This is a genomic window from Crossiella cryophila (assembly GCF_014204915.1).
In the GTDB taxonomy this organism is placed as follows: domain Bacteria; phylum Actinomycetota; class Actinomycetes; order Mycobacteriales; family Pseudonocardiaceae; genus Crossiella; species Crossiella cryophila.
On sequence record NZ_JACHMH010000001.1, the window covers coordinates 8,822,367 to 8,848,650 of the forward strand.

The 26,284-nt window shown below is 70.7% G+C and carries 20 protein-coding genes and 3 tRNA genes; 6 read left to right on the forward strand and 17 right to left on the reverse strand.

The window, feature by feature from the left end; all coding sequences use genetic code 11:
- Window positions 1-2 precede the first annotated feature (2 nt).
- The 9 genes from HNR67_RS37825 to eccD all read right to left on the reverse strand — a co-directional run bounded on the left by HNR67_RS37825 (window position 3) and on the right by eccD (window position 8,755).
- Window positions 3-326, reverse strand: a complete 324-nt coding sequence (locus tag HNR67_RS37825; protein ID WP_185007966.1) for a hypothetical protein — start codon at window positions 324-326, stop codon at window positions 3-5.
- 13 nt (window positions 327-339) lie between these two features.
- The gene (locus HNR67_RS37830) at window positions 340-2,271 is read right to left on the reverse strand and encodes a hypothetical protein (protein ID WP_185007968.1); all 1,932 of its coding nucleotides are present in this window, start codon (window positions 2,269-2,271) and stop codon (window positions 340-342) included.
- Between the two features lie 5 nt (window positions 2,272-2,276).
- Window positions 2,277-2,687 (reverse strand): YbaB/EbfC family nucleoid-associated protein, encoded by a 411-nt coding sequence (locus HNR67_RS37835; protein ID WP_246492687.1) that lies wholly within the window; start codon window positions 2,685-2,687, stop codon window positions 2,277-2,279.
- Window positions 2,626-4,734: a hypothetical protein gene (locus HNR67_RS37840; protein WP_185007970.1), complete on the reverse strand. Its 2,109-nt coding sequence runs from the start codon at window positions 4,732-4,734 to the stop codon at window positions 2,626-2,628. The genes HNR67_RS37835 and HNR67_RS37840 overlap by 62 nt, the downstream gene beginning before the upstream one ends.
- Window positions 4,735-4,740: 6 nt before the next feature.
- Window positions 4,741-5,166: a hypothetical protein gene (locus tag HNR67_RS37845; protein WP_185007972.1), complete on the reverse strand. Its 426-nt coding sequence runs from the start codon at window positions 5,164-5,166 to the stop codon at window positions 4,741-4,743.
- A 33-nt stretch (window positions 5,167-5,199) separates the two neighbouring features.
- The gene (locus HNR67_RS37850) at window positions 5,200-5,493 is read right to left on the reverse strand and encodes a WXG100 family type VII secretion target (protein WP_185007974.1); all 294 of its coding nucleotides are present in this window, start codon (window positions 5,491-5,493) and stop codon (window positions 5,200-5,202) included.
- A gap of 29 nt (window positions 5,494-5,522) precedes the next feature.
- On the reverse strand, window positions 5,523-5,867 hold the full coding sequence (locus tag HNR67_RS37855; RefSeq protein WP_185007976.1) for a WXG100 family type VII secretion target: 345 nt from the start codon (window positions 5,865-5,867) through the stop codon (window positions 5,523-5,525).
- Window positions 5,868-5,971: 104 nt separating this feature from the next.
- Entirely contained in the window at window positions 5,972-7,378 is a 1,407-nt protein-coding gene (gene eccB, locus HNR67_RS37860) for a type VII secretion protein EccB (RefSeq protein WP_185007978.1), read from the reverse strand.
- Between the two features lie 3 nt (window positions 7,379-7,381).
- Window positions 7,382-8,755 (reverse strand): type VII secretion integral membrane protein EccD, encoded by a 1,374-nt coding sequence (gene eccD / locus HNR67_RS37865; protein ID WP_185007980.1) that lies wholly within the window; start codon window positions 8,753-8,755, stop codon window positions 7,382-7,384.
- Window positions 8,756-8,876: 121 nt separating this feature from the next.
- Here eccD and eccCa point away from each other — a divergent pair, with 121 nt between their 5' ends.
- Window positions 8,877-12,845, forward strand: coding sequence for a type VII secretion protein EccCa (gene eccCa / locus HNR67_RS37870; RefSeq protein ID WP_246492688.1), 3,969 nt, complete (start codon window positions 8,877-8,879; stop codon window positions 12,843-12,845).
- Here the strand turns inward: eccCa and HNR67_RS37875 are convergent, their stop codons facing one another.
- Window positions 12,846-13,961, reverse strand: a complete 1,116-nt coding sequence (locus tag HNR67_RS37875; protein WP_221490187.1) for a S8 family serine peptidase — start codon at window positions 13,959-13,961, stop codon at window positions 12,846-12,848.
- A 129-nt stretch (window positions 13,962-14,090) separates the two neighbouring features.
- On the opposite strand from HNR67_RS37875, the gene HNR67_RS37880 reads away from it, so the two are divergent.
- Window positions 14,091-17,378, forward strand: a complete 3,288-nt coding sequence (locus HNR67_RS37880) for a right-handed parallel beta-helix repeat-containing protein (protein ID WP_312988994.1) — start codon at window positions 14,091-14,093, stop codon at window positions 17,376-17,378.
- Between the two features lie 51 nt (window positions 17,379-17,429).
- Entirely contained in the window at window positions 17,430-19,838 is a 2,409-nt protein-coding gene (locus HNR67_RS37885; protein WP_185007983.1) for an ATP-binding protein, read from the forward strand.
- 10 nt (window positions 19,839-19,848) lie between these two features.
- On the opposite strand, the gene HNR67_RS37890 is transcribed toward HNR67_RS37885, so the two are convergent.
- Entirely contained in the window at window positions 19,849-20,358 is a 510-nt protein-coding gene (locus tag HNR67_RS37890) for a sigma-70 family RNA polymerase sigma factor (protein ID WP_312988996.1), read from the reverse strand.
- A gap of 185 nt (window positions 20,359-20,543) precedes the next feature.
- Between HNR67_RS37890 and HNR67_RS45335 the strand changes: the two genes are divergently transcribed.
- Together HNR67_RS45335 and HNR67_RS37900 are read left to right on the forward strand one after the other, a co-directional pair.
- Window positions 20,544-21,425: a carcinine hydrolase/isopenicillin-N N-acyltransferase family protein gene (locus HNR67_RS45335; protein ID WP_185007985.1), complete on the forward strand. Its 882-nt coding sequence runs from the start codon at window positions 20,544-20,546 to the stop codon at window positions 21,423-21,425.
- Between the two features lie 42 nt (window positions 21,426-21,467).
- Window positions 21,468-22,346 carry a LysR family transcriptional regulator gene (locus tag HNR67_RS37900; protein ID WP_185007987.1) on the forward strand — a complete coding sequence of 293 codons (879 nt, stop codon included), beginning with the start codon at window positions 21,468-21,470 and terminating at the stop codon, window positions 22,344-22,346.
- On the opposite strand, the gene HNR67_RS46810 is transcribed toward HNR67_RS37900, so the two are convergent.
- Window positions 22,312-22,557, reverse strand: a complete 246-nt coding sequence (locus tag HNR67_RS46810) for a tautomerase family protein (protein WP_185007989.1) — start codon at window positions 22,555-22,557, stop codon at window positions 22,312-22,314. The two genes, HNR67_RS37900 and HNR67_RS46810, sit on opposite strands and share 35 nt — an antisense overlap.
- A 38-nt stretch (window positions 22,558-22,595) precedes the next feature.
- A complete protein-coding gene (locus HNR67_RS37910) occupies window positions 22,596-23,354 on the reverse strand; it encodes an SDR family NAD(P)-dependent oxidoreductase (RefSeq protein WP_185007991.1) in 759 nt (252 codons plus the stop codon).
- 785 nt (window positions 23,355-24,139) lie between these two features.
- Here HNR67_RS37910 and HNR67_RS37915 point away from each other — a divergent pair.
- Window positions 24,140-25,180: an alpha/beta fold hydrolase gene (locus HNR67_RS37915; RefSeq protein ID WP_185007992.1), complete on the forward strand. Its 1,041-nt coding sequence runs from the start codon at window positions 24,140-24,142 to the stop codon at window positions 25,178-25,180.
- A gap of 1 nt (window position 25,181) precedes the next feature.
- On the opposite strand, the gene HNR67_RS37920 is transcribed toward HNR67_RS37915, so the two are convergent.
- From HNR67_RS37920 to HNR67_RS37935, 4 genes are all read right to left on the reverse strand, one after another.
- Window positions 25,182-25,853: a DUF7919 family protein gene (locus HNR67_RS37920; RefSeq protein WP_185007994.1), complete on the reverse strand. Its 672-nt coding sequence runs from the start codon at window positions 25,851-25,853 to the stop codon at window positions 25,182-25,184.
- An 81-nt stretch (window positions 25,854-25,934) separates the two neighbouring features.
- Window positions 25,935-26,006: transfer RNA gene (locus HNR67_RS37925), tRNA-Val, on the reverse strand.
- A gap of 1 nt (window position 26,007) precedes the next feature.
- Window positions 26,008-26,079: transfer RNA gene (locus HNR67_RS37930), tRNA-Cys, on the reverse strand.
- A gap of 70 nt (window positions 26,080-26,149) precedes the next feature.
- Window positions 26,150-26,222: transfer RNA gene (locus HNR67_RS37935), tRNA-Gly, on the reverse strand.
- Window positions 26,223-26,284: the final 62 nt, after the last annotated feature.

Genomic DNA, 26,284 nt, shown 5'->3' on the forward strand with positions numbered 1-26,284 from the left:
GGTCAGCGCTTGAACCCGTGGCCGACGTTGGCCGCGTTGTTCCGCTCCATCGCCTTGAGCTGCAAGGCCAGCGCCGACATCACGTTGCCGGTGTTCTCCACCGCCGCGCCGATCGAGCCGCCCGCCTCTTCGATGATCTTGGCGGTGGGCAGCAGTTGTTCCCGGATCTCCCGGCCCATGTCGTCGTCCCCGCAGGCGGCGATCAGCAGGGCCAGCCGTTCCTCGCCGCCCTGGCCGAGCCGGTACAGGTGCTGGGCGATCGGCCGGAACTGGGTGCCGACGTAGGCGATCATGTCCGGGTCGGCGGCCATCCCGTTGCTGCTCATGGTGTTGTGCTCCTCATCCGTTCGCGGTGCCGTGCCCGGCGGTCCGGTCGTCCAGTCCCGGCGGCGGGCCGGGCAGCGCGGGCGCGCCGAGCCGGGTGCCGGTGGCGAACCGGGTCCGGCGTTTGCGGCGGCCCAGCACGCCAGGGGCCACCACGGTCTCGGTGCCCCAGGTCTGTTCGTCCTCGGCCAGCCAGGTGTCCCGGTCCCGGTCGCCCTTGCCCTGCGCGCCGGCGCCGGGTCCGCCCGCGGTGGGCGGGTGGAACGGCACGCCGCCGTTCCCGGCGTTCCCCTTCGGACCGTCCACACCGGACGGTCCACCCAGGGTCGGCACGACCGGTTTGCCGCCGCCGGTGGCGGTGTACGGCGCGGTGGCCGACGGGGACAGGCCGACCTTGCCGCCACCGGCCGGACCAAGTCCACTGTGGACGGACAGCGGGTCGGCGCTGGACATGGTCATCGGCAGTGCCGCGTTGGGCGGGCGCAGGGGTGGCAGCGGCGGCGGGGTGCGGCGCAGGGACTGGAGGTAGCGCTCCACCGGTGACTGGCCGCCGGTCTGCGGTCCGCTGCCGCCCGGCGGCTGGAAGGGCTGGCGGATGCGGTCCTTCTGTTCCAGGCGACCGTTTCCGCGTGGTCCGACGATGTTGCCGTTGGGGGTGACCCTGGACCCAGGCGGCACGATGATGGGTCGGCCGTCCGGGCCCAGCACGGGTTTGCCGTCGGGTCCGTACACGGTGCCGTCGGTGCCGACGTGCGATCCGGTTGGCACCTTGATCATCGAGTTGGGCCCGCTGATCACGCTGGTCGGCCCCTTCGGACCGGGGTTCGGGCCGAGGCCGGGCGGCGGTGGCGGTGGCACGGAGCCGCCGCCGATCTCACTCTGCCCGCCGCCGCCCTCGGGTGCGCCGGGTCCGCCGTCCGGGCCGGGTCCGGGGCCAGGCCCGGTTTCGGGGCCGGGGCCCGATCCCGGTGGCAGCACGAACCGGACCGGGGTGACGACGGTGGGCAGGTGCGTGGCGGCGGCCCGGTAGTCCTTGTCCAGCTTGGTGATCGCGTTGGTCGCGGCGACGTCCAAAGTGGCCGCCTGGTGGTCGCCCCAGATCTTCTTGGCCGCGATCTCCAGCCGCTCCCACATCCCGCCCTCGGTGACCTTGCCGCCGAGCAGAGTGCTCCTCGGGTAGCTCTCCTCGTCCTTGTGGTAGTCCCGTGGCCCGTGTGCGCGGAAGTCGGCCACCAGCTCCGGTGAGGTCCAGATCGCGGTGATCGCGCCGCCCGGCCAGGCCAGCGCGGATCCCTTGCCGCTGACCGGGAAACCCAGTCCGGTGTCGTAGCTGAAGGACTTCTCGCCCAGCCACTCTTGGTAGCCGTCGTTGAGCGTCACGGTGGCCTGCCGCAGCGCCTCCTTGGCATCGCCGAGGGCGTCCCAGGCCGTGCGCACCTTGCTGAGCTGGGCGACCAGGTCGCCGCACTTGTACATCAGGTCGTCGAGCACGTTCCAGAACGCGTTCGCGCCCGTGCCCTGGAAGTGGTCGCCGCGGTGACCCACCTGGTCGCGCTCGGTCTTCAGCGGGGTGACCTGGGCGGTGAGCCAGTCGGCCGCGCCCTTCAGGGTGCTGCCCGCACGCTCGAAGGTGGCCCGGTTGGCCACCGTGCTGTAGTCGGACAGCAGCGCGTCCAGGATCTTGGCGCCGTTGGCGTAGAACGGTTTCATCGCCTGTTCCAGCTCCGAGGTCGGATCGGCGACCCCGTAGTAGGAGGTGTAGAGGGTCATCGTCTCGACGTGCCACATGTTGCTGGGCAGGTGGTTGGCCGGTCCGCGTGGTCTGCGGAAGCAGTCCGAGGACAGCCAGCGCGGCGCGATCACGGTGGCCCGCTCCGGCACCGTGGGGTAGGTGCTGGTGGCGACCCCGTTGTCGCTGAAGAAGTTGATGGCCTCGTCCCAGCGCATGCCGATCAGCCCCGCTCGCGGCGGAGGGCGTCCGGCGGCGCCTCGTCCCAGATCGCGGCGAACGCGGCATCCGCCGGGGTTTCCCCGGCCATCGCGGCCCGCAGGTCGGCCCGCTGGTCCAGCAACGGCCCGAAGACCTCCAGGGTCACCTCGGCCATTTCCGCGCGGGCCCGCTCCAGCACTTCCAGGAGGGTGCGGGAGAGCTGTTCGGGCGGCATGGTGCGGTACTTGGCGGTGTGGAACTTCAGTCCCACCACCGCGTTCTGCGCGTCCACGGTCACCGTCACCAGGTGGTCCGCGGAGGTCGCCGAGGCCGTCCGGGCCGCGAGGTCGGCCTTCGCCGATTCGATCCGGTCACGCTGTTCCCTCAGCGTGTCCATGGCCTGGTGCAGTTGTGCCGCCAGCCAGTCGGCCATCGGATCCTCCCGGTGCGTGGTTGCGGGGGCCGCCGGCGGTGGCCCGGCCCCGCCTGCGGCGACCCAGCACCGCGGGCATCAGCTTGGGGTCGGTGCCCCAGGTCTCCTCGTCCTCGGCCAGCCAGGTCGACCGGTCGCGTTCACCCTTGTTCTGATCAGGCGCGCCCGCGCCCGGACCGCCCGCGGTGGGCGGGTAGAACGGCACTCCACCCAGTCCGTTGCCCTGACCACCGGTGCCCGGCGGGTCCTTGAGCAGCGACGGGCCGCCCTCGGTGGTCACTGTTTTTGACGCCGGCGGCGGAGGTGCGCCCTGCTGCTGGTGCTGGCCGCCGCCCGAACCCAGCGAGGGCCCGGAACTGGACCCTCCACTGTGGAGTCCGAGTGGCCCCTTCGGCGTCACCGACGGCGGTGGTGGCGTGTTGGAGAGCAGGGTCGGCGGGGCGGGAGTGTTGTTGCCGCGCAGGGACTTGAGGTACTTGTCCAGTTCGGACTCGGCGGGTTTGTCGCCCGGCGCGGTGGTCTCCGGCCGGGACAGCCGGTCCTTCTCGGTGAGCTTGGTCCCGTTGCGGCCGACGATCTCACCGTCGGAGTTGATCCGGGACCCGGGCGGCACGATGATCGGCCGCCCGAAGGCGTCCAGCAACGGCTTGCCGTCCGGGCCGCGCACCACGCCGTCGGCGCCGATGGTGGACTTGCCGGGCACCTTCAGCACCGAGTCCGGGCCCGGCCGGTTGGGACCGTTGGGGCCGTTGGGGTTGGTCGGATCCTTCTTGCCCGTGCCCGGCCCCTGCGAACCGGGGTTCGGGATGGGTGGCGGCGGATTTCCCTTGCCGTCCTTGGGCCCCTTGGGTCCGCCCGTGCCTGGCGGCTTCGGCGGACCGTCCTTGCCCGGCGGCGGTTTGGGCGGTCCGTCCTTGGGCCCACCGGGTGGTGGGGGCGGCGGCGGACCACCGCCGGGCGGGGGCGGCGGTTTGGGGTTGCTCAGGTCGAGCTGGACCGGGGTGATGATGGTCGGCAGGTAGGTCGCGGCCTCGTTGTAGCTGGCGCCGAGGGATTGCACCGCCTTGGCCGCCGGACCGTCCAATGTGGTCCGGAGGTGTTCCAGCCACAGGTTCTTGGCGATCTCCTCCAGGGTGTTCCAGAACGCGGCGTTGCGGGCGTCCGCGCCGATCTTGCTGCTGCGCGGGAACTGCTCGCCCCCGCTCCAGTAACTGGACCCGGATGGTTCGTTGGCCTTGAGGTCCTGGCGGAACTCCTCGCAGGTCCACACCGCGGTGAACGCGCCGCCCGGCCAGGCCAGTGCCGAGCCGGTGCTGGTGATCCGGCCGAAGATCCCGGTGTCGTAGCTGACCGGCTTGGCGGAGAACCAGTCCGTGTAGGCGGCGGAGATCTTGTCGATGGCCACCAGCAGGCCGCCCTTGGCCTCGTCGATCTCCTTGGTGGCCGGGTTGTCCAGCCAGCCCTGGGCATCGGCCAGCGCGTTCCAGGCGTGTCCCTGCCGCACGCCGAGCTGGCGCACCACGTCCTCGCACTTGTACACCAGGCCGCCCAGCAACTTCCAGAACGCGGTCGCGCCCGCGCCCTGGAGGTCGTCGCCCTTGTGCCCGATGGTCTTCTGCTCCGCCTTGAGCTTGGCCGCCTGGGAGTTGAGCAGATCCTTGGCGCCGTTGAGGGTGCGGAAGGCCCGGTTGAACGTCTCCGGCTGCGCCACCGTGTTCACCCCGGCCCGCAGCGAGTCCACGATCTTGCGCGCGTTGCCGTAGAACTCGTTCATCGGCTTGGTGAGCGTTTCCGAGTCGGTGTCGGCCACACCCCAGTAGTTCATCCAGTTCGTGGCGTACTTGACGTAGTACTCGTGCTTGTCGCCGCTCTTGCCCAGCTCGCCGTTGACCGCGCTCCAGCAGTCCCACTTGAGCCACTTCGCGCCCGCCACGGTCTGCCGGTTGGGCACGACGGGATAGGTGGCGCCGTCCTGGAAGATGTTGAGGGCCTGTTCCCAGGTCCACTTCGACCAGTCCACCGGACCGAGTGGGGCTTCGTTGGCCATCGCGGGTCAGCTCCCGCCGGTGCCGGGCCCGGCGGCCGGTTTGCCGCCGAAGATCACGCCGAGCTGGTACGCGCTGAGTTCGGTGGACAGCTTGATGTTCTCGTCCTCACCGGCCAGCGCGATCCGCACCACGTCGCCGATGTTCTTGTTCAGCCGCTCCAGCGAGGTCCGCAGTTCCTGGAACTGGGTGTGCAGCGTGGGCGCGGTGCCGGTGGCCGACTCGTACCGGTCCATCAGCACCTTGGCAGGCTGGAAGCTCTCCGAGCCCGCGAGCAGGCTGCGGGTCTTCTCATCGAGCACATAGGACAGTTCCCGCACGTGCTCGTTGCCGGCCAGCTCGTCGACCATCGGCTGCAGCACCTTGCTCTGGAACTGCTGCAACCGGGAGACGGTGATCTTGATGTCCCCGCTGTCCGGCTTCTCGTCACCCATGCCCGTTTCCCTTTCCCAGTACCGGATCCCGGCTTACAGTCCGGTGAACTTGCCCGCGATGTTCGCGTCGGTGCGCCGGTAGTTGTCGTAGGACTGGTTCAGCGTCACCTGGGCCTTGCCGAAGCGGGTCTGCATGTCGTTGGTGGCGCTGGTCCAGGTGCCCTGCACCTGCTCCCACATGCTCGCCGCGTCACCGGTCCAGGTCTCGGCCATCGGCTTGATCTGGCTGCGCAGTTGCGCCAGCGCGTCCAGGATCGCCTTGGTCTGGGCCTGCATCTGGTCGGCCAGGTGCGGGAGGTTGCCGCTGACCGAGAATCCGTCGTGCATGCTGCTGCTCCTCTGCTGCGGTGCGGTGATCAGGAGGTGAGGGAACGGAAAACCCGGTCGCCGTCGCCACCGGTGAAGGCGCCCTGGGAGAGCAGCGCGATGTCCGCCTCGACGTCGTTCATCTGCTGGTCGCTGATGCCGACCAGTTCGCCGATCTCGTCCAGGGAGTTGACGATCCGGTTGTAGTCCTCCATCCAGGCCTGCAGGTTGTTCAGGAAGGTCTGGGAGGCCTGGCCCTGCCAGTTCCCGCGCAGGTCGGTGGAGATGTTGGCGACGGCGCCGCCGATGGCGCGGCAGCTGTCCAGGCAGGTCTGGATGGCCTGGTAGCCACCCTTCATGCCGGTGTCGGTCTTCTGGAAGTACGGCGTGCTCATCCGGTGGGGTCCTTTCCCGTGGTGCGCTCCGCCCCCAGGACATCAACTCGCGGGCGGGCGGACCATGCTGAACCACCGGCAGAAACCGCCTGCGGTTCCGCCGGTCAGGAAGTGCAGGCGGTCGCCGCGGGCAGCACGGTGCCGCCACCACGCAACGCGGCCGGGTCCAGCGCCGCCCCGGTCGGCAGCAACGCCAGCAGGCTGGTGGACAGCCCCACGGCGGCGGTGGCCCCGTAGCCCAGGGCCTTGGCGCCCTCGGGCGGCACCGGGTACTTCACGCCGGTGTCGGTCACCAGGTACAGCGCGTCGCCCAGCCGTCCGGAGGCGGCGGTGGCCTTCACCAGCGCACCGGTCCCCGGCCGCACCGTGATCCGGTCCACCCGCGCGCACGGCGGCGCGATGCCCGGCTGGGCCAGTGGCGGCGCGCCGACCGCGGCGACCTGGTCGGACACGGTGAGCTGAGTTCGCGGGGTGCCGCCATCCGGCGTAACCAGCGCACACAGACTCTGTCCACTGTGGAGGGTCACCGCGCGCGGTGGCTTGACCGGCGGCGGCGGTTCGGCCTTGGCCAGGTTCTCGCTGACCAGGCGGCCGGGTAGCGGGGTCACCAGCACCTCGCCGCCACCGTAGGCGGCGCGGCGGAGTTCGGGATCCGCGGTCAGCAACCGGGCTTCCAGCTCGGAGATCGGCGCGAGTCCGGTGCCGGTGAGGACATAGCGCTGGGATGGTTCGCCGGAGACGGTGAACAACCGGCCGATCCGCGAGTCCACCGCGCCCAGCGCGGGTCCGGGCGCGCCGAGTCCGGCCAGGGTGCGCGGTGCGAAGTCCGGGCCGACCGGCAACGCGTCCAGCAGTGCGGCGGGGGCCTTGACCGGTTGCGGCATGCCGTCCAGGGCATCCAGCGCACCCCGGTTCGTCGCGACCCGGTGCCGCTTGCCCTGCCACAGCAAGGAGGTCACGCCGTCCGGGGTGATCACCACCACGGCGTCGTCGGGTCCGAGCGCCCGCCCGGAGCCGCCGCCGATCCGCAGCGCGGTGCTCCCGGCCTGGTCCCGGCCGACCGCCGCGCACACCTCCCACGGGTCCCTGGCGGGTGTGGGCAGCGCGTCGGGCGCGCCGATGATGCCCAGCGCGTCACCCCTGGGCACGTCCCGCAGCGAGGCATCGGCCACGTGCTTGACCACCAGCCGGTCCCCGGCGACGAGTTTGGCGGAGGCCAGGTTGAGCACCGGCAGCAGTTTCCCGCCCGCGTAGAGGAATCGGGCGCCGGTGGTGTCGGAGACCACCAGCGCGCCCTCCACCTTCCAGGAGGTGTTGCCGCCAGGGGAGATCAGGCCGAACACCAGCAGGCCGAGGCAGACCAGGGTGGCGATCAGGCCGCCGATGGTGCTGCCCCGGTAGGTGCGGTGCAGTGGGCTCTCGGGTGCGTCCGGGTCCACCCGCAGCAGCGCGGAGGACAGCCGGCCCATCATGAATCGGTGTGCCTGGACCTGGTCGGTCTTGGAGTTCACGGCTCAGCCCCCGATCCCGCGCATGTACGCGAACAGGCCGAGCAGCCACAATCCCAGTGGCAGCAGGGAGAACGCGGCCACGCTCTCCGCGATGTCGGCCAGCCGCCCCCACTGCGGCAGCAGCCTGCGGCCGGGCAGCGTCCAGCGGACCACGATCAGCACCGCGGCCAGCACGAACAGTCCGATCACCAGCGCCAGGGGTTTGGGTGCGCGTTCGTGCACCGCCAGCAGCAGCCACAGCACGCCGTACCCGCCGGGTGCCAGCACGGACAGCCGCTGCCACACACTGCCCAGCGCGCGGCCGTGCACCAGCAGCAACGCGCTGAGCACCGCGGCGAAGGTGGTGGCCTGCCAGGACGGATCTTGCACCACGAAGGTGAGCACCACCGCGCAGGCCGCGCCGACCGCGGCGAACAGCGCGGTGACGTAGGCGTCGGCGATCCGGCCCTTGGCCACCACCTCGTCCCCGGCGTGCGGTTCGAGGTCCTCCTGCAACTCCTGGGCGTTGGTGGGCAGCGCGGGCAGCCGCAGTCCGGACAGCCGGAAGGCGACCCTGGGCACGAACGCGCCGAGCAGCACGGCGAGCACCGCGATCACGGTGGCCGAGGCAGCCGCGCCGGCCCCGGTGAGCATCATCACCAGCCCACCGGTGGCGCACAGCAGGCCGGTGGTGGCGACCGAGACGAACACCGGCGCGGACCCGGCCACCGCGGCCAGTCCCAGCGCGGCGGCGCCCGCACCGGCCACGCAGGCGGCCAGGATCCGGGCCCCGGTGAGCACCTCGCCGGCGGGTCCGTCCGGGATGAGGAATCCGGCCAGCCCGACGAACGGGACCGCGGCCAGCGCGAGGGCGAGTGCGGCTGGCTGGTCGCCCAGGGCGCGGGCCGCGGTGGCCGCGCACACCAGCAGGAACACCGCGGCCAGTCCGGCGGCCAGCAGGATCGGCCAGGTGTTCGGGGCGGTGGCCAGCACGCCGAAGCCGAGGGTGAGCACGGCGAGCAGGCCGCCAAGGAGGGTCCACCGGCTGGCGTCGGGGCTCCAGGTGTCGGCGCGGTCGCGGGCCTCGGTGGAGAGGCCGTCGATGATGTCGTCGAAGTGCACGGTCGGCAGTTGCTCGCGCCGTGGCCGCAGGTGCAGGGTCTCGCCGTCGCGCAGGTTGAGCGCGTCGACGGTGGCCTCCTGGTCCAGTGGGGCCTCGCCGAGTCGCTGCAGGGTCCAGCCGTCGTGTTCGAGCCCGGCTTCGGCCAGGTCAGGCCCGGCGTAGCCGAGGATGGTCGGCATCATCTCGATCAGCGGGATGTCCCCCGGCACGGCCAGCTCGAAGCCGGTGGAGGGGGTCCGGACCCGGAGTTTGCACAGCCCGGAAGTGGTCGCCATGGCACACGCCTTTTCCTCGGCGACCGACGCGCGGCACCGGAGTGAACCGTCGCGTGGTCGGATTTCGTCACCTGTTGCGGAGCTGCCACCACAGCACGTCCGCTAGGGAAGGAATCCGGGCTTGAGTGTAATCACGTTCCGCAAGGGCCAGCGCAGGCCCGGACCGGAGATGCCCGAGGGCGAGCTGAGCATCCAGGAACCACCCACGCTGCCGGAGGTCCAGCGCAGCGCGGGCGCGATCATGATGTACCTGCCGATGGCGTTGTCCTCCACCGCGACCGTGCTGCTGTTCGTGCGGCCGGGGGAGAACGGCGCCTTCAGCTATCTGGCCGCCGGGCTGATGACGGTGTCCTCGATGGCCATGCTGATCGGCCAGCTGGGCCGCAGCGCGGGCGAGCGCAGGCAGAAGCTCAACGACGCCCGCCGGGACTACCTGCGTTACCTGGCCCAGTCCCGCCGCAAGGTGCGCGAAGTCGTGCTGCGCCAACGCGAAGCACTCGCCTGGCGGCATCCGGACCCGGCCGCGCTGTGGTCGCTGCCGGGCACGAGCAGGATGTGGGAGCGGGACGCCCAGGACGAGGACTTCGGCGAGGTGCGCGTCGCCCTCGGTCCGCAACGGCTGGCCTGGCGGCTGAACCCGTTGTCCACCAAGCCGGTGGACGATCTGGAACCGCTGTCCGCGCACGCGCTGCGCCGGTTCATCCACGCCTACGGCACGGTCGCCGACCAGCCGGTGGCGGTGTTCCTGCCCTCCTTCGCCCGGATCCTGTTGCGGGTGGCGGATCAGCGGGACGAGGAGCGGGTCAGGGCGCTGGCCAGGTCGGTGATCGCGCACCTCGCGGTGTTCCACTCCCCCGCCGAACTGCGCATCGTGCTGCTCACCCCGCCGGAGCGCCGGGCGGACTGGGAGTGGGTGAAGTGGTTGCCGCACAACCTGCACCCGAACGAGACCGACGGTGCGGGCGCCACCCGCCTGGTGGTGGAGTCACTGTCCGAACTGGACACCGCGCTCGGCGAGGAGTTCGCCAGTCGCCCGGCCTTCGACCCGGACGCCGTGCCGGATCGCGGCGAGCCGTGCGTGATGGTGTTCGTCGACGGCGTGCCGGTCCCGCCCACCGCGCGCCTGGCCGGACCGGGTTACCGCAACACCACCGTGCTCGACCTCTCCGGCGCACTGTCCGAACAGGACGATCCACAAACGCTGCGGCTGCGGATCGAGGACGGCACGCTCAAGCTGATCACCGTCGACCAGCACAACAAGGAGGTGGCAGGCGATCTCGGCCGGCCGGACGGGCTGGGCCTGGCCACCGCGTCCGCGCTGGCGACGCGGCTCGCGCCGTACCGGATGGGCGCGCCCCGCCGCTCCGCCGAACCGCTGTCCGCCGACTTCGACCTCACCACCCTGTTGGGCATCAAGGACATCCAGACCCACGACGTGGCCGCTGGCTGGGCCGCACCGCGTCCCGGCGGACGACTCCGGGTGCCGCTGGGCGTCGGTGCGAACGGTGCGCCGATCGAACTGGACATCAAGGAATCCGCGCAGGCCGGGATGGGTCCGCACGGCATGCTGATCGGCGCCACCGGCTCCGGCAAGTCCGAACTGCTGCGCACCCTGGTCCTCGCCCTTGCCCTCACCCACTCCTCGGAGATCCTCAACTTCGTGCTGGTGGACTTCAAGGGCGGCGCCACCTTCCTCGGCCTGGACGACCTGCCGCACACCTCCGCGGTGATCACCAACCTGGCCGATGAGGCCGCTCTGGTGGGCCGGATGCGCGAGGCCCTGCACGGCGAACTGGTCCGCCGCCAGGAACTGCTGCGCAAGGCGGGCAACCACAGTTCCGCCCTGGACTACGAACGCGCGCGGGCCGCGGGCGCACCACTGGACCCGTTGCCCACGCTGTTCGTGGTGGTGGACGAGTTCAGCGAACTGCTGGCCGCGCACCGGGATTTCATGGACCTGTTCATCATGATCGGCCGACTGGGGCGATCCCTGGGCGTGCACCTGCTGCTGGCCTCGCAACGCCTGGACGAGAGCCGCATCCACCAGCTCGAATCCCACCTGTCCTACCGGATCGGCCTGCGTACCTTCTCCGCCATGGAAAGCCGCGGCGTGCTCGGCGTGCCCGACGCCTACCAACTCCCGGCCGATCCTGGCAACGGGTTCCTCAAGAACGGCGTCGGCGCGCTGGAGCGGTTCAAGGCCGCCTACGTCTCCGGCCCGCACCGCACCGCCCGCCGCAACGTCGAACAGGCCGTGGTGGCCCAGCAGATCGTGCCGTTCACCGCCCGGTTCGTGGCCAACCGGGAGGTCGAACCCGAACCCACCCCCACGCCGGAACCGGAGGTCTCCACGCACAGCCTCCTGGAGGTGGCCGTGGATCGGTTGCGGGACAGCGGTCCGGCAGCGCACCGGGTGTGGCTGCCGCCACTGGACGCACCCAGTTCCCTGGACGAACTGCTGCCACCGTTGGAGATCACCCTCGAACACGGCCTGTGCGCCGCCGACTGGCCCGGCCGCGGCGGACTGCGGGTGCCGATCGGCCTGGTGGACCGGCCGTTCGAGCAGACCAGGGATCCACTGATCGTCGACCTGTCCGGCGCCGACGGGCACGTGGCCGTGGTGGGCGGGCCGCAGAGCGGCAAGAGCACCACCCTGCGCACCCTGATCACCGCCCTGGCGCTCACGCACAGCCCGGCCGAGGTCCAGTTCTACTGCCTGGACTTCGGCGGCGGCACCCTGTCCGGCCTGCAACGCCTGCCGCACGTGGGTGGCGTGACCGGACGCCTCGACCTGGACCGCATCCACCGCACCATCGGCGAGGTCACCGCCCTGCTGGCCCGCCGGGAACGCTTCTTCACCGACCACGCGGTCGATTCCATGCCGGCCTACCGGCGCAGGCGGGCCGCTGGCGAGTTCCCCGGCGAACGGCACGGCGACGTGTTCCTGGTGGTGGACGGCTGGTCCACCATCCGCCAGGACTTCATGGACCTGCTGCCCGTCTTCGCCGAACTCGCCGCCCGCGGTCTCAACTACGGCATCCACCTGATGCTCGCCTCCGGCCGGTGGAGCGAGATCGCCGCGGCGGTGCGCGATCTCGTTGGCACCCAACTGGAACTGCGCCTGGGCGACCCGGTCGACTCGGTGATCAACATGCGGGCCGCGGCCACCGTGCCGAAGATCCCCGGCCGCGGCCTCACCGAGAAGGAACTGCACTTCCGCACCGCACTCCCGTCCCTGGACGGCGTCGACGGCGAGGTCACCGAACACGTGGCCACCCTGGTCGACCGGATCGCCACCGCCTGGACCGGACCCGCCGCGCCGCCGGTGCGGATGCTGCCCCCGGTGCTGGCGCACGCGGAACTGCCCGCGCCCGAACAGGATGTGCGCATCCCACTCGGCCTGGACGACCAGAAACTGGAACCCCTCTGGCACGATTTCGCCGACAGCCCGCACCTGCTGGTCGTCGGTGACGTGGAGACCGGCAAGACCAACCTGCTGCGCCTGGTCATCGACGGCATCACCCGTCGCTACACCCCGGAAGAGGCCCGGATCATCACCGTGGACTACCGGCGGGGCCTCTACGAGGCGGTGCCCGAGGCACACCAGCTCGGCTACGCGGTGGCCGCGGACTCGGTACGCGAACTCATCGACGGGGTGGCCCGCGCGGTGCACACCCGGTTGCCCGGCCCGGACATCTCACCCGCGCGACTGCGGGCCAGGGACTGGTGGAGTGGTCCGCAGGTGTTCGTGGTGATCGACGACTACGACATGGTCACCACCTCCTCTGGCAACGCCTTCCAGCCGCTGTTCGACGCACTCGCCCAGGGCAACGCGCTCGGCCTGCACCTGGTGGTCGCCCGCGGCGCGAACGGCATCGGCCGGGGCGGCAACGATCCGTTGCTGCGCCGACTGGTCGAGGTCAACACCCCGGTGCTGTTGTTGTCCTGCCCCAACTCCGAGGGCCTGGTCTTCGGCGATGTCCGGCCGCGCACGCTGATCCCGGGCCGGGCGCAGTACGCCACCCGGCGCGGGACCACCCTGGTGCAGACCGCGCTGTCGGCCCACGAGGCCGCGCTCAGCGCGAAGTGATCACCGGCCGCCGCCGCGCCACCCGCGGCGGCGGCCCAGTGGCACCACCACGGCCACCGCACCCAGCAGGCACCCGGCCAGCGCGACGATCCCGGCCACGATCAACGCCGACCGTTGCGGCCCAACGGTATCCGGCACCGCCGCCAGCGCGACCGGTTCACGGCGCGCGGTCACCGGGGCCTCGGCCTGGTTCGCGGTCAACGCGGCCAGGGGGTCGAGCATGGCCAGCCCCGGCTGCCGATACGCCTTGTCCCGCAACCGCTTCGCCAGCTCACTACCGGTGATCTCCGGCCGGTAGGCCCGGATCAGCGCGGCAGCGGCCGCGACGTGCGCGGCGGCGAACGCCGGTCCCGACCCAACCACCTGCCCGCCACCCGGCCCGGTGCCCACCACCAGATTCCCTGGTGCGGCAAGGACTCCGGGGCTACCGGCCTCGGCCTTCCCGTCCGGACCCAGCGCACTCACCGCGAGCACCCCGGGAAATCCCGCCGGGTAGTACGGCCCCGGCTCCACCTTCTTGTTCGGCAAGCTGTCCGGCCCAGCGGCCGCCACGACCAACGCCCCGGCGGCCAGCGCACGCTCAATCGCCTTGCCCAGACCCGGATCCGCCTCCGCGACCCCGACCGCAACACAGATGACCCGCGCCCCCGCCGCCACCGCCGCGTCGATCGCCCCCGCGATCCCACCCGCACTCGGCACCCCGGACTTGTCCGTCCCCCGCACCGCGAGCACCCGCGCCCCCGGTGCCAGCCCAGCGAACTTGAACCCCTCCCGCACCGGCGCGCCGATCAGACTGGCCACCACTGTGCCGTGGCCCACACAGTCCTTGCCCGCGTCCCCCAGCGCCTCCACCGGCACCGCGGTCGAGTCCACCCCGGTGTCCACCACCGCCACGGTCACCCCGGCCCCGGTGCTCAACGGCCACAACCGGTCCGCGCCCAGGTACGGCAACTGCCACGGCGTCTCGGTGATCTTCTTGCCGGAGGAGCCGGTGCACGGCTGACCGGCCCGCAACACCTGCGGGATCTGCGGGAGAACGGTGTCCTGCGCGGCCGCCACGCCGCCGTTCGCGGCCAGCACGAAGGTCGCGCAGGCCACTGCGAGCTGTCGCCTCATCTGGCCAGTGCAACACGCCCCGCCAACCCCCGAACACGCAGAACCACCGGCAGGACCGGGCGCAAGTGAACCCAATCCGCCCCCCACTGCGTTGCCCGATGCGGAGGACCGACGATGAGGGGAGCGCCCGTGTCACGGCACGTGCTCACGGTGGACCGGGACAGCGGCTATCGCACCATTTCCGCCGCGCTGCTGGACGCCCGCAACGGCACGGTGATCTCCGTGCTGCCCGGCCGCTACGACGAGTCCCTGGAAGTCACCAAGGTGGTCACCATCGCGGCCAGCGACGCCCGCGGCAGCGTGGAAGTCGTGTCCCGGCAGGGCAGCGTCCTCCGGCTCGCCGCCGAGGCGGTCAAGATCACCGGGCTTGTCCTGCGCGGCCAGCACGAGGATCTGCCCGCGGTGGACATCGCGCGCGGCCAGGCCGCCGTCGAGGACTGCGAGATCATCGGCGCCGCCTGGACCGCGGTGCTGGCCCGCAACTCCGGCTCCCTGGCCATGCGCGGCTGCCGGGTCACCAACCCGGCGGGCGCCGGGATCGTGGTCACCTCCCCCGCGCCCAGCACCATCGAGGACTGCGTCATCGAGCACGTGCACACCTCCGCGGTGGTGATCGCCGAACGCGGCAACCCGGTGGTCCGCGACTGCACCCTGCGGCACGCCAAGGGAAACGGCGTCTGCGCCAACGGCCAGGCCCAGGGCACCATCGCGCACTGCGACATCTCCGCCACCGAACGCCCCGGCATCGCCCTGGAGGAGGACAGCGCCACCCGCGTGCTGGACACCACCGTGCGGGACACCGCCAGCGGCGTGTTCATCAGCACGCACGCCTCGCCGGTGCTGGAGGAATGCCGGATCACCAGCACCACCGGCGACGGCATCACCGTGGCCGAGGGCGCGGACCCGGTGCTGCGCCGCTGCCGCACCACCCGCACCGGCGGCGCGGGCATCCGGGTCACCGGCCGATCCCGGGGCTCCTTCGAGGAATGCGAGGTCGCCGAGGCAGGCGGCGCGGGCATCCAGGTCGACGAGGCCAGCGGACCGTCGTTCACCCGCACCACCGTGCGTGGCGGCAAGTCGGTCGGCCTGCTGGTCACCGACGGCGCGACCGCCGAGTTCGACCGCCTGGAGATCAGGGACACCGCCGGACCCGGCGTGCAGGTGGCCGCCGCGGCCAACCCGCTGCTGCGCCGCGCCACCCTGGAAGGCTGCCGGGGCAACGGGATCGAGGTCACCGGCAACGGCCGCGGCCGCCTGGAGGACTGCGAGATCCGGGAAGCCGGGCAGGCCGGGCTGAGCGTGTCCGAGGGCGGCAGCCCGTACGTCAGCTCCCTGCGGGTGCGCCAGTCCACCGGACCCGGCGTGCTGATCGGACCCGGTGGCGTGGGTTCGTTGCGGGACTGCGAGATCGGCGAGTCCACTTCGGACGGTGTGCTGGTCGCCGACGGCGGCGAACTCGTGCTCTCCCGCTCCTCGGTCCGCCGCTGCACCGGCCACGGCGTGCACCTTTCCGCTGGCGCACGGGCGAAACTGACCGCAGACGACTTCAGCGGCAACGGCCGGGACGGCCTGCGGATCGACTCCGCGGACGCGGTCAGCGTGCTGGACTGCACCACCGCCGACAACACCGGCAGCGGCCTGCGGGTCACCGTGCCCACCACCCGGCTGTCGGTGGAAAACCTGACCAGCACCGGAAACCGCACCCCGGACACCGACGGCAGCACCGCCACCACCACCGCCGAACCCACTCCCGCCCAGCAGACCCAGCAGGCCGAGCCCGACGAGGACGCGCCGCTGGCCAAGCTGGAAGCCCTGGTCGGCCTCACCGCGGTCAAGCACCAGGTGAAAACCCTGGTGAACCTCAACAAAATGGCCCGCCGCCGCCAGGAAGCCGGACTGATCGCCCCGCCCACCAGCCGGCACCTGATCTTCGCCGGACCACCCGGCACCGGCAAGACCACCGTGGCCCGGCTCTACGGCAGCATCCTGGCCGAACTCGGCGTGCTGCGCGAAGGCCACCTGGTCGAGGTGGCCCGCGCCGACCTGGTCGCGCAGATCGTCGGCGGCACCGCGATCAAGACCACCGAGACCTTCACCAAGGCCCTCGGCGGCGTGCTGTTCATCGACGAGGCGTACACACTCACCGCGCAGGGCAAGGGCAGCGGCCCCGACTTCGGCCGGGAAGCCGTGGACACCCTGGTCAAACTCATGGAGGACCACCGCGACGACCTGGTCGTGGTCGCCGCGGGCTATCACAAGGAAATGGACGCCTTCCTGCAGTCCAACCCCGGCCTGGCCTCCCGGTTCACCCGCACCATCGAGTTCGAGAACTACACCACCGACGAACTCGTCACCATCGTGCAGCGCATGTGCGGCGCCCACCAGTACCAGGTGCCCGAGGAGACCCGGACCACCCTTTCCGTCCACTTCGGACAGATGTCCCGCGGTGAGGACTTCGGCAACGGCCGCGCCGCACGCAAGGTGTTCGAGGAAATGGTGGACCGCCAGGCGTTCCGGCTGGCCAACGAAACCGAGGCGGACGACCAGAGCCTGTCCCTGCTGCTCCCGGCCGACGTGCCCGGCGGCGCGGATCCCGGCGCCCCCGACGACGAGAGCACCCTGGCCGGACTGCGTCAGCGACTCGACTCGATGATCGGCCTCGGCGGCGTCAAGGAGGCGATCAACGACCTGGTCAACCTGATCGCCACCGCCCGGCAACGACGCCAGGCCGGACTGCCCGTGCCCGCGATCAGCAACCACCTGGTCTTCGCCGGCGCACCCGGCACCGGCAAGACCACCGTGGCCCGGCTCTACGGCGAACTGCTCGCCGCACTCGGCGTACTGCGCAAGGGCCACCTGGTCGAGGTGGCCCGCGCCGACCTGGTCGGCCGCTACATCGGCCACACCGCGCACCTCACCAGGGAAGCCTTCACCAGCGCCCGCGGCGGCGTGCTGTTCATCGACGAGGCATACGCGCTCACCCCGGTCGGCGGCGCCGGCGGCGACTTCGGCCAGGAAGCCGTGGACACCCTGGTCAAACTGATGGAGGACCACCGCGACGACACCGTGGTCATCGTCGCCGGCTACTCCGCCGAGATGCGCACCTTCCTGGCCTCCAACACCGGCCTGGCCTCCCGGTTCTCCCGGCACATCGAGTTCGCCAACTACAGCACCGACGACCTGGTCACCATCGTGCACCGGATGGCGGGCGGCAACGGCTACGAATGCGCGCCGGAGACGATCACCGCGGTCCGCGAGCACTTCGCCGCCGTGCCACGCGATGAGACCTTCGGCAACGCCCGCTACGCCCGGCAGGTACTGGAAACCATGATGACCCGCCAGGCAGGGCGGCTCAGCGGAACCAGCGCGCCCACCGTGCACGACCTCCGCCTGCTGCTACCAGCCGACCTGCCCTGACCGCCGGATAACCAGGGAAATGGCGGGAAGTCGCCATGGCAGAATGACCGGGTGCCCACGACGGCGTTCGGCGACTTCCTGCGCTTCTACCGGCTTCGGCTGTCGATGACCCAGGAGGAACTGGCCGAACGCACCGGGGTGAGCGTGCGCGCGATCAGCGACATGGAACGCGGCCGCGCGCTCAGCCCGCAGCGGCGCACGGTGGAACTACTGGTCACCGGCCTGGAACTGACGCCGGAAGAGGCAGGCGAGTTCATCGGACTGGCCCGCGCCGGCCGCAAAACCGCGGTGGCCGAGGACAAACCGGTGCACCCGGAGACGGCCAAGGCCAGCGCGGTCTGCGCGTTGCCGCCGGTGCTCACCGAACTCACCGGCCGGGAACGCGACCAGCGCGCGCTGACCGCCTTCGCCAAGGACGCCGAAGCCAACGGCCGGCTCCAGCTCGCCGTGGTGCACGGCCCGCCCGGCGCGGGCAAAACCGCACTGGCCGTGGACGCCGGACACCGGCTGACCGGCCTGTTCGGCAACGGCTGCCTGTTCCTGGACCTGCGCGGCATGGACCCCGAACCACTCTCCGCGGACCGGGCCGTGCACCGGCTGCTGCGTGGCTTCGGCGTGGACGAACGCAAGATCCCGGCCGACCCCGACGACCGCCTCGCCCTCTACCGCTCACTGCTGCAGGACCGCTCGGTGCTGCTGGTGCTGGACAACGCCGCCTCCGAGGCCCAGATCCGCCCACTGCTGGCCACCAGCCCCGGCTCGATGGTGCTGGTCACCAGCCGCAGCACCCTGGCCGGACTGGACGCGCGGCACCGGGTCGCGCTGGAACTGCTCGACGGCGACCGCGCGGTCGAACTGCTCGGCGTGGTCGCCGGCACCCACCGGGTCGCCGCCGAACACGAGGCCGCCCGCCGGGTCGCCACCCTCTGCGGCGGCGTGCCGCTGGCCCTGCTCATCGCGGGCAACCGGCTGGCCAGCCGCACCCAGTGGACCATCGCGCACCTGGCCGACCAGCTCGCCGACGAACGCCGCAGGCTCTCCGTGCTCACCGCCGGCGACCTGCAGGTGCGCGCCGCCTTCGAGCTGTCCTACCACCACCTCGAACCCGCGGCCGCCCGGATGTTCCGGCGGATCGCGCTCGTGCCAGGCCCGGACACCTCGGTCGAGCTGGCCGCGGTGGTCTCCGGGCAGCCCGCACACCTGGCCGAGGCCGCCCTGGAGGAGCTGGCCGACGCCAGCCTGCTCGGCTTCAGCGATATTCCCGGCCGCTTCACCAGCCACGACCTGCTGCGCGTCTTCGCAAGGGAACGCCTCGAACTGGACGAGACCGCCGAGGACGTGCGCGCGGCCAACGAGCGGATGCGGGACTGGCTGCTCGCGGTGGCCACCAAGGCCGCCCTGTACTTCGACCACGACCAGCCCGACCCGGCGAGCACCATCGACGGCCCGGACCCGGTGCGCGACCGGGAAACCGCGAAAACCTGGCTGGCCCTGGAACAAGCCCACTGGCGCGGTGCGGTGCGCTGTGCCGCCGCCGCGGGCGAACACCGCAAGGTCCTCGACCTGGCCACCGCCATGCACTGGTACTCCGACCTGCGCGGCACCGGCGAACTGTGGCTGGAGGTCTTCGGCGCCGGCGCGGCCTCGGCCCAGGCCCTCGGCGAGGTCAAGGCCAGCGCCGAACAGTTCAACTACCTGGCCTGGGCGCACTACGCGCTCTGCGGCCAGGCCCGCGAGGCACTGGCCGCGAACCAGCTCGCCGTGGCCGCCGCGGTGGCAGCGGACGACCTGCTCGCCGAAGCCTGGGCCTGGTACTACCGGTCCGGCATCGAACGACGGCTGACCACCCCGCAGGAGGCCATCCGGCTCGCCCGCCGCTCGGTCGAACTGTTCGAGCGAGCCGGCTACCCCAACGGCGAACACCTCGCGCTGTCCATGCTCGGCGCGATGCTGCACGTGGCAGGCGAATACCCCGAGGCGGTGGCGGTGAACCGGCTGGCAGAGGCGCACTACCGCGGCTCGGCCACCGCCCCCGGCAACGACGAACTGCTGTCCATGGTGCTGACCCGGCTGGCCGACAGCCTGGCCGCCACCGGCGAGGTCACCACCGCGCTGGACCTGCTGGACGAGGCCGAAACGCTGTTCCGCAAACACGAGGTGTCCACCGGCCTGTCCCGGGTGCGCTTCCTGCGGGGCCGGGTGCTGATCCGGGCCGGCCGTCCCGCCGAGGCCAGGGAACAACTGCTGTCCAGCCTGGACGAGGCCCGCTGGTCCGAGGCCAGGGTGGAGATGCTGGTGCTGCTGGCCGAACTCGCCGACGACTGCGGGGAAACGGCCCAGGCCCGCGAGCACCGGGTGCGCGCGCTGGCCGAATGCGCCCGCTACGACTCGCCCACCGTGCGCGGCACCGCGGGCCGGCTCGCCGCCCAACTCGGCCTCGCCGTACCCGAATCCGCCTGACCCGGCCCGCTCACCAGCCCGCCGCGGTGACCCCGTGCGCGGCCAGCGCCTCGGTCATCGCGATGGTCGCGTGGTGCACCCTGGACTTCACCGTGCCCACCGGCACCCCGATCACCGCCGCCGCCCGCAACCGGGTCTGGTCCAGCCGGTAGACCTGCTCCAAAGCCTGCCGCTGCATCGGATTCAGCCGCGCCAGCCCCTGGTCCACCACACAGCGCTCCAGCACCTCGTCGGCGAAGTCCGTGCCACTGGGCAGCGCGTCGAAATCATCGTCGTCCAGCAGCACCGGACGCGCGTTGTCCCGCCGCGCCCAGTCGACGATCAGGTTGCGCGCCACGGTGAACAGCCAGGCCCGCACCCTGGCGTCCTTCGCGGCCAACGTCTCGCTGTTGCGCCAGGCCCGCAACATGCACTCCTGCACCACGTCCTCGGCCCGGTGCGGATCACCCGGCAACAGGCGGCGGGCGAAACGCAGCAGGACCTCCCGGTGCTCGGCGTGCAGCTCGGCCACGGTGCTCACGGTGACCTCCCTCGAGATCGCGAAGTTCTTGCCGCTGAGTCCACCCGCCAGGGCACCCGGCTGCCACGCGGAAGGACCGGCAGAACCGGGCCTGGGCGGCCTTCTGCCGGTCTGTCCGCGTGGCCGCGCGAGGGCCCCGCGGGTTCGATCGGGCAGCGAGGATCCGCGACTCCGAGAGGTGCCAGGTGACCGGCGACATCCGCTGCTCCACAACGTTCCGGGCCTTCGCCGAGGCCAGTCCCGGCCCCGCCTGGCGCGACCACGTGCGCAGGCACTGGCCCCGGCTGCGGGCCACGGCCGCCGACCACCCGGACGCCCAGACCTGGCGCACCACGGTGCTGTCCCTGACCAGCTCCCCGCTCGCGCACCTGGCCGCCGACCTGGCCGAGGCCGCCGGGCTGCCCGACCCGGACCTGCCCGCCTTCCTCACCCACGTCAACCCGCCGGCCCCGGTCGTCTCCGGTGCCCAGGGCACCGGCGGCGCCTCCCTGATCCGCAACCTGGACATCGACGTCAACCAGCACGAGTCCACGCTGTGGCTCAGCAAACTCGGCACCCGCCGCGTCCTGGGCACCACCTCGGGCCTGTGGGGCCTGCTGGACGGCATGAACGAGGACGGCCTGGCCGTCTCCCTCACCTCCGGCGGCGACCACCGGCACACCGAGGGCCTCAGTGGACCGCTACTCGTCCGCCACCTGCTCGAACACTGCACCACCGTCGCCGCCGTCGACGAGGTCCTGGCCTGCTGGCCCACCGCCAGCACGCACGACCTCACCGTCATCGACGCCACCGGCGCCCGCGCCGGCTACCGCCTCACCCCCGGCGAACCCACCCAGCGCGGCCGCACCCGGCACTGGCCCGAGGTCTCCGAAGCCATCGCCGCCATGCTCACCCGACCCCGCCACCGCACCGGCTACACCACCGGCGCGGGCACCCTGCACACCGCCGTCTACCACCCGGCCGAGGGCGAGCTGACCCTGATCTGGCCCGACGGCGTGCGCACCTGGTCCTTCACCAACTTCACCCCCGCCCAGCGCCTGCTCGAATACCCGGCCACCCCCGCCTGAACCCGGCCCCCAGGCGTCAGGCCCCGCCTACACTTGCCGGTCATGGGCGTCGAACTCCGGCATTTGCGTGCCTTCGTGGCAGTGGCCCAGCAGCTGTCCTTCACCAGGGCCGCCGAACACCTGATCGTCACCCAGCCCGCACTGACCAGGACGATCAAACAGCTCGAAGCCGCCCTCGAAGTACGGCTGTTCGACCGCGACTCCCGCCACGTCGCCCTCACCCCCACCGGCGCCGACTTCCTGGGCAGGGCCCAGCAGGTCCTCACCGCGATGGACCAGACCCTCGCCTCGGTGAAAGCCCAGGTCACCATCCGCTTCGGCTTCAGCTGGCTGCTGCCGGACCCCTGGGCCCAGACCACCGTCGGCAACTACGAGAAGGCCACCGGCAACTCGGTCTCCCTGATCCGCATCGACGACCCCCTGGCCGCGGTCGAGGAGGGCAAGGTCGACGTCGCGGTAGTCCGCGGCAGCCACCCATCCACCCCTGCCACCAAGGTGCTGCACCTGTTCGACGAGGTCCGGGTCGCCGTCTGCTCGGCCAACTGCAAACTCGCCGGCGCCGACCGCCTGCACTGGACCGAGGTCCCCGACTGGCCCCTGGTGGTCAACACCGTCAGCGGCACCACCGGCCCCTGGTCCTGGCCGGACGGCGACGGCCCGCGGCGGATCATCGAAACCCGCAACTTCGACGAGTGGCTGGAATCAGTGGCGGCCAACCGAGGCATCGGCGTGGTCCCCGAGGTGGCGATGCGCCGCAACATCCACCCCGCCGTCCGCTTCGTCCCGCTGATCGGCGCCCCCACCAGCCCCGTGTCCATCGCCTTCCAGCCCCAGCACCGGGACCGCAGACTCCGCCACTTCATCGAGGCCGCCGCGGCCGCGGCCGTCAACTGCTGCCCGATCCCCCCACAGCCCGTGTAGCCCGATAATCCGCCACCGGCATCCCACCCCACCCCCAATTCCCCAAAGGCACCTCCTCAATCACCACAAAAGTAGACTCCAAAGGCTTGCCCAAAACATCCAGCAAAACCTGACTAACCCCCGCGATCACCCGAGCCTTCTCCGACTCGGTAACCGCCTCCACCCCAGGAGAACTACCCTCCCGAGTAACCCGAACACTAACAAAAGGCACAACAAACCCCTTCCAATCCAGAAAAAAGCAACCCGCACTCAGTGCCCAGCACTCTGCCCGCCATCAACATGCAAAATCTCCCCGGTGACAAACGAGGAATTCTCCAGGAACAACACCGCATCCACCACGTCCCCCACCTGCCCAATCCGCCCCAACGGATGCAACCCACCCAACGCCGCATGCGTCTCCACCGAATGCATCGGAGTGGCAATCACCCCCGGCGAAACAGCATTGACCCGAATCCCCCGCCCCGCGTACTCCACAGCCAACGCCTTGGTAGCCGCCTGCACCCCACCCTTGCTCAACGAGGCCAAAACCGAAGGCACCGCACTAAGCGCATGCTCCACCAACGTGGTAGTCACATTGACAACATGCCCCCCATCCCCCTGCACAAGCATCCGCTCCACCACCAACTGAGTAACCCCAAAAAACCCAGCCACATTAACCCCCATCACCCCCGCATAGTCCTCCGCCGTATACTCAACAAACGGCTTAGCCAAAAAAACCCCAGCATTGTTAACCAACGTATCAACCCGCCCAAACTCCCCCACCGCAGCCTCAACAACAGCCCGAGCAGTCCCCACCTCCGAAATATCCCCAGCCACCGCAACAACCCCCGGATCCCTCGACTCACCAATGTTCCGAGAGTTAGCCACCACCCCCCACCCCAACTTCCGATACCCCGCAACAAGAGCAGCCCCAATCCCCTGCGAAGCCCCCGTAACCACCACAACCCGCCGCACACCAACAGCCACAACAACCCCAATCCAAACCCAAAAACAATCCCCACCGGCCATTCCCAGCCGCTCCCCCAAAAACTACAACCCAAACCCACCCCCGAGAAATGCCGCCCCCAACCCACCAATGCCCCCCAGACATAGACCCAGCCCACCCCACCCCACCCCCACCCGAGTGTTGGCCGATCTCGTACGCCAAGTTGGCCGTTGTCGTACGGCATGTTGGCCGTTGTGGGACACCAAGTTGGCCGTTGCGGGACGCCGGGCGGGCGGAGCCCGGAGCGGTGAGCGTTGGGGGCAAGCGGGCGAAGCCCGGGAACGCTGCGGCTAGGCGGTGAACACGCGCCGCGACCGGGCGAAGCCCGAGGACAGGCAGCCGGGGTGGCTTTTCAACACTCTCCGAGCGGTTCCCCCATCCCCGTCAGCCTGGAGAGGACACACCGCATCCCGGGCAAGCGGCCCGCAACACAAACCGCCACCCGGCGAACCCCAACGCGACCGGCCGCTTGCCCGGGATGTGGTTTGGTATCGGAGGGCTGACGGGGATGGGGGAACCGTACGAGCACTGCTCTGCGCTCTTGTCTTTGACTTTCCCCCCCATCCTTTGATTTCTGCCCGTCCGGCGAGGACGCCCTTGATCTTGACCCTCGCTCGTGCACCAACCCGCCCACAACGGCCAACACTCCGTACAACAACGGCCAACACGCCGTACGAGAACGGCCAACACGCCAAAAGCCCCCCATGACGTACGCCAACAACGTCACCCGATGCTCGCGAACACCCCCTCCCCCTCCCTACCGTCCCGACGTGTCCGGAAACGCAACCCCGTCGCAGGAGTGGTCCGCATGATCAGCAGGAGACAGCTCACCCAGGCCCTGGCCGCCCTCACAGCCACAGCCGCCCTCACGAGCTGCACCCCCGCAGGCCCCAGCGCCACCCAGCCCCAGCCCCCACCCCCAGCCACCTCCACCGCCACCGCCAGCCCCGGCAACACCCCCACCTGGGGCCCGATCAAACAGATCAAGGCAGGCGTACTCGACATCGGCTACGCCGAAACCGGCCCCGCCAACGGCAAACCCGTCATCCTCCTACACGGCTGGCCCTACGACATCCACAGCTACGTCGACGTCGCCCCCGCCCTGGCCGCCGCGGGCTTCCGCGTGTTCATCCCCTACCTCCGCGGCTCCGGCAGCACCACGTTCCTGTCCCCCGCCACCACCCGCAACGGCCAGCAAACCGCCGTCGCCACCGACATCATCAACTTCATGGACGCCCTGGGCATCCAGCGCGCCACCATCGCCGGTTTCGACTGGGGCGCCAGGACCGCCACCGTGCTCGCCGCGCTCTGGCCGGAACGATTCACCGGCCTGGTCTCGGTCAGCGGCTACCTGATCACCAACCTCAAGGCCAACCAGCAACCGCTGCCGCCCGCGGCCGAACTCGGCTGGTGGTACCAGTACTACTTCGCCACCGAACGCGGCGTGCAGGGCTACACCCGCAACCGCGCCGAGTTCAACAAACTCATCTGGCAGACCGGCTCACCGAAGTGGCACTTCGACGACGCCACCTACCAGCGCACCGCCCAGTCCTTCGCCAACCCCGACCACGTCGCCATCGTGGTGCACAACTACCGCTGGCGCCTGAGCCTGGCCCCCGGTGAACCCCAATACGATGCCCTGGAACAGAAACTCGCCGCCGCCCCGATGATCAGCATCCCGGCCATCACCATCGCCAGCGACTTCGACGGGGCCGCCGCCAACGGCGCCGGCTACCGCGACAAGTTCACCGGCCGCTACGACCACCGGGTTCTCCCCGGCATCGGCCACAACGTGCCCCAGGAAGCACCGCGCGAGTTCACCAAGGCCGTCATCGACGTCACCGGCTGACCTAGGCCAACCGCAGCACGATCTTCCGCCGCACGTCCTCGTGGTCCAGCACCACGAATTCCCGCGCAGCCCTGAAATCGAAGTCCAGCTCGGCAACGGAACTCACCCCGAGTTCCCGGAACGACACCCCGGCGCCGACCCCCGGGAACGCGCGCAGCTCGACCCGCAATCCCAACCAGTTCCAGGAATCCGAGACGCCGCGCACCACGGCGCCCACCGGCAACGCCGCCTTCACCCGCACCCACTCCGCATCGCCACGCGCACTCGCCGCCAGCACCGCGTCAACGAACTCCGCCGGCGGCGAGTACTGGTGCGCGAGCACGTAGTGGCAGATCAGGTCCGGAGCCGCGTAGCCGACTCCGCCGGCGCCAGGCACGTGGATCTCAGCGCTGCCAAGGGTGAGCACCCCGCGCTCCTGCTCCGCACAGCGGATCTCAGCAGGTTCCCAGTCGTACCCCGGCACCGCCTGACACAGCCAGCAGTAGTGGTATCCCCTGGCCTGACGCACGGACTCGAAAGCAGCCAACTTCCGCAGCGAGTCAACGAATTCCGGCGCAGGCTCGCCCCGATCGAACTCCACCCCGGCGCCGAGCCAGCCGACATTGAGCACCTTGGCGCCCAACTTCCCGACCGGCTGGTAGGTGTAGCGAGACAGGTCTTCGTAGATCGCCATCAAACCCCCAGCCCGGCAACCCCGCCCAAACAGCAGAACGCCCGTCGGCACCTTCACCGACGGGCGTTCTGAACTACTAAGTGGACGATACTGGGATTGAACCAGTGACCCCTACCGTGTCAAGGTAGTGCTCTCCCGCTGAGCTAATCGTCCGAGGCGGAGGCGGGAATCGAACCCGCGTACAGGGCTTTGCAGGCCCTTGCCTAAGCCACTCGGCCACTCCGCCGTTCCCTGTCGGACTCCCGATCCGAAGATCGTGATCCTCCAGAGGTCCGGCCCGTGATCGAGCCGCCCAGAGCGGATGACGGGATTCGAACCCGCGACCCTCACCTTGGCAAGGTGATGCGCTACCAGCTGCGCTACATCCGCGTGCGTTCGGCCTGGCGAAGTTTCCGTGGTGCTTACCCCTGTGTTACCGGGGGTTTTCGCTC

Coding starts and splice junctions, on each gene's coding strand:
- HNR67_RS37875 (WP_221490187.1), bottom strand. CDS start 13,961: ATGAGGCGACAGCTCGCAGTGGCCTGCGCGACCTTCGTGCTGGCCGCG.
- HNR67_RS37915 (WP_185007992.1), top strand. CDS start 24,140: ATGATCAGCAGGAGACAGCTCACCCAGGCCCTGGCCGCCCTCACAGCC.
- HNR67_RS37900 (WP_185007987.1), top strand. CDS start 21,468: ATGGGCGTCGAACTCCGGCATTTGCGTGCCTTCGTGGCAGTGGCCCAG.
- HNR67_RS37840 (WP_185007970.1), bottom strand. CDS start 4,734: ATGGCCAACGAAGCCCCACTCGGTCCGGTGGACTGGTCGAAGTGGACC.
- HNR67_RS37855 (WP_185007976.1), bottom strand. CDS start 5,867: ATGAGCACGCCGTACTTCCAGAAGACCGACACCGGCATGAAGGGTGGC.
- HNR67_RS37825 (WP_185007966.1), bottom strand. CDS start 326: ATGAGCAGCAACGGGATGGCCGCCGACCCGGACATGATCGCCTACGTC.
- HNR67_RS37830 (WP_185007968.1), bottom strand. CDS start 2,271: ATGCGCTGGGACGAGGCCATCAACTTCTTCAGCGACAACGGGGTCGCC.
- HNR67_RS37850 (WP_185007974.1), bottom strand. CDS start 5,493: ATGCACGACGGATTCTCGGTCAGCGGCAACCTCCCGCACCTGGCCGAC.
- HNR67_RS37910 (WP_185007991.1), bottom strand. CDS start 23,354: ATGGCCGGTGGGGATTGTTTTTGGGTTTGGATTGGGGTTGTTGTGGCT.
- HNR67_RS37835 (WP_246492687.1), bottom strand. CDS start 2,687: ATGGCCGACTGGCTGGCGGCACAACTGCACCAGGCCATGGACACGCTG.
- HNR67_RS37845 (WP_185007972.1), bottom strand. CDS start 5,166: ATGGGTGACGAGAAGCCGGACAGCGGGGACATCAAGATCACCGTCTCC.
- eccD (WP_185007980.1), bottom strand. CDS start 8,755: ATGGCGACCACTTCCGGGCTGTGCAAACTCCGGGTCCGGACCCCCTCC.
- HNR67_RS37920 (WP_185007994.1), bottom strand. CDS start 25,853: ATGGCGATCTACGAAGACCTGTCTCGCTACACCTACCAGCCGGTCGGG.